This is a genomic window from Legionella erythra (assembly GCF_001467615.1).
In the GTDB taxonomy this organism is placed as follows: domain Bacteria; phylum Pseudomonadota; class Gammaproteobacteria; order Legionellales; family Legionellaceae; genus Legionella_C; species Legionella_C erythra.
Genome location: NZ_LNYA01000034.1, coordinates 693,283 through 695,582, shown reverse-complemented (window position 1 = coordinate 695,582; position 2,300 = coordinate 693,283). Strand labels below are relative to the sequence as shown.

Below are 2,300 nucleotides of genomic sequence, written 5' to 3'. Positions count from 1 at the left end.
AAGAGCGTCTAAAAGCCGAAATACTGAAAGAGGCCATTGAAAAAAAGTGGTAACACCGTCGCGCCGCAGGGAGTTGGCGCAAAAGGCGGTGATGGACTATCCCATTTCTGTTCGAACGGCGTGCCTGATTTTTAGCATCAGTGAAACCTGTTATCGCTATATCGCCAGGTTGAGCGATGAAAATGCCCAAATTGCTGACTGGTTATCTGGAGCGATTGTCAGAGTGTTTTTTTAAACATTATGGAGATGAGGGGCATACTTATTTCGGGACGCGAGGCTTAAAAAATTTCTGCAATGATATGTTCTTAGGTAAAAACCGCTATAAAAACTTTAAAACCGTGGTTTTCCATTGGCCTGTCACGAATCCCGCGTGGCTTGAATCACAGGAACTTAAAAGCGGGGAAGATTGGTATGCTCGGATTATTTGTGGCCATTACCATGAACGCTATTTGATGGATGCGATACTAACCAAAGCGGATGCGCCACAATCTCAGGCTGTTAGCCGGTTTGAATTAGATCGCTGTAAGCGGCTGACTAAGCAACAATTTCAGCATGAATTGAGACAGATTAATCCAGAGAGGGCAGAAGCGCTTTTGAAATAGCAAATAGTCTATTTTTTAAAGCCCACGCACTAGACGTAGAATTATTGTTTATGAGTTAAATATTAGTGGAAAAACATAATACCAAGTAATATAATACTGTGTATTATAAATGGTTTGTCGCTATGAAGCACTTAAAAATAAAAAAATTTAATAATGAAGCTAATAAAGTGGGATTGAAGGATGAAATACTTATCGAAACCCTGGATAGATTTTTTCAGTTAAGTCGAGATGAGCAACTAAAATATTCTCTCGGAGCGGGGCTTTATAAATTAAGAATTGCAACAAATGAAGGACGAGGTAAAAGCGGGGGCTCAAGAAGTATCCTTGCTTTTAAGAAAGATAATGGTATTTATTGGCTACATTTATTTGCCAAGAGCGACAAAGGGAATGTTACAACATCAGAGCTTAAAAAATTAAAACAATTGGCCGATATCATGCTCGGGCTTAGTGATGAACAAATAAATAAGTTAATTGACTTAGGTGAACTCTGGGAGGTAAATAAAAATGTCTAATGTACAAGATACAATTAACGATCTTGCGCAAGGTCTTTACAGAGCTGATGTTATTGATAAAAAGACATTAAGAAATCTTACCGATGAAGATTTACCTGTTTTACACGAATTTACTGGTGAAGAGATTCAGCAGTTACGGAAAAAACAGAAATTGAGTCAATCGGTATTCGCTAAATATTTAAATGTAAGTCCTGCAATGGTCCGCGGGTTAGAACAGGGAAAAAGGCACGCCCATGGTGCAATACTCAAATTACTTAATATTGTAGAAAGACACGGTATTGGTGGATTACTTTAATCGAGTAAAGGTGGGATGCAAAGGTTCTCCCAAAGGCAATTCCAAGAATGAATTGAGAGACGCATTTCCCATTCGTAAAATTATTGCAACTCATTTGGGTTATGGTAAATATTTGTCGCTTAAGACATTTATTAATAAAATAAAGGTAACCTCATGAAGAAATCCTTACACCAAAAAATAATTCTTCAAACTGCCACTATTAATGATTATCCAACAATACAAAATATGGCTCGATTCTATGTTTATGACAGAACTAAATATATGGGATGGGAATGCCCTGAAACAGGATTGTTTGAGTGCGTAGATTTTAAACATTATTTTGAGAAACAAGATCATCAAGCTTTTTTTGTTAAAATTGATAATGAATTAGCTGGGTTTGTTTTGCTAGATAAAATAAAGATAATCGAAAAAGTTGATTGGAATATGGGGGAATTTTTCATATTAGCTAAATTTCAATCTAAAGGTATTGGAAGCCAAGCAGCCAGAGAGATCTTTTCTCGTTTTCCAGGAAAATGGTCTGTTGCCGCTATGCCAGAAAATTTAGGAGCAGTAAAATTTTGGCGCAGAATAGTTAATGAAATTTCAAAAGGGCAATTTACTGAGGTGTTTAAAACAGAAAAAGAACTGACAACGCCCGGAAATCCCGATCCATATGCAATGATTATCTTTAATTTTAATGTAATACATTCTATTTAAATGAGCTTGATGCATCGATGATATATGTAAATAACGTTTTAAACAACGAGGGTTATAGCTGCCATCCACAATGGATTGAATACCTTGCGGCAGCCAGTCATTGATTTCTCGTGCCATGAAATGAAGCTCATGGTTATGATGGGCATGATATTTTTGCTTGTGAATTTTTGCGAAAAGCCTTCTACCAACATCCAG

General features: G+C 36.8%; 4 protein-coding genes and 1 pseudogene. All 5 read left to right on the top strand.

Annotated features, from left to right (window positions below; translation table 11 throughout):
- Positions 1–205, top strand: a pseudogene (locus Lery_RS15155) (IS3 family transposase); the annotation flags it as partial.
- Complete coding sequence (locus tag Lery_RS14480) at positions 177–602, top strand: hypothetical protein (RefSeq protein WP_058527930.1); 426 nt, start codon at positions 177–179, stop codon at positions 600–602. The pseudogene Lery_RS15155 and the gene Lery_RS14480, both read left to right, overlap by 29 nt.
- A gap of 122 nt (positions 603–724) precedes the next feature.
- Positions 725–1,114 carry a type II toxin-antitoxin system RelE/ParE family toxin gene (locus Lery_RS14475; RefSeq protein WP_058527929.1) on the top strand — a complete coding sequence of 130 codons (390 nt, stop codon included), beginning with the start codon at positions 725–727 and terminating at the stop codon, positions 1,112–1,114.
- The gene (locus Lery_RS14470) at positions 1,107–1,409 is read left to right on the top strand and encodes a helix-turn-helix domain-containing protein (protein WP_058527928.1); all 303 of its coding nucleotides are present in this window, start codon (positions 1,107–1,109) and stop codon (positions 1,407–1,409) included. Before Lery_RS14475 ends, Lery_RS14470 begins: the two co-directional genes overlap by 8 nt.
- A 153-nt stretch (positions 1,410–1,562) precedes the next feature.
- Positions 1,563–2,105 (top strand): GNAT family N-acetyltransferase, encoded by a 543-nt coding sequence (locus Lery_RS14465; RefSeq protein ID WP_058527927.1) that lies wholly within the window; start codon positions 1,563–1,565, stop codon positions 2,103–2,105.
- Positions 2,106–2,300 lie beyond the last annotated feature (195 nt).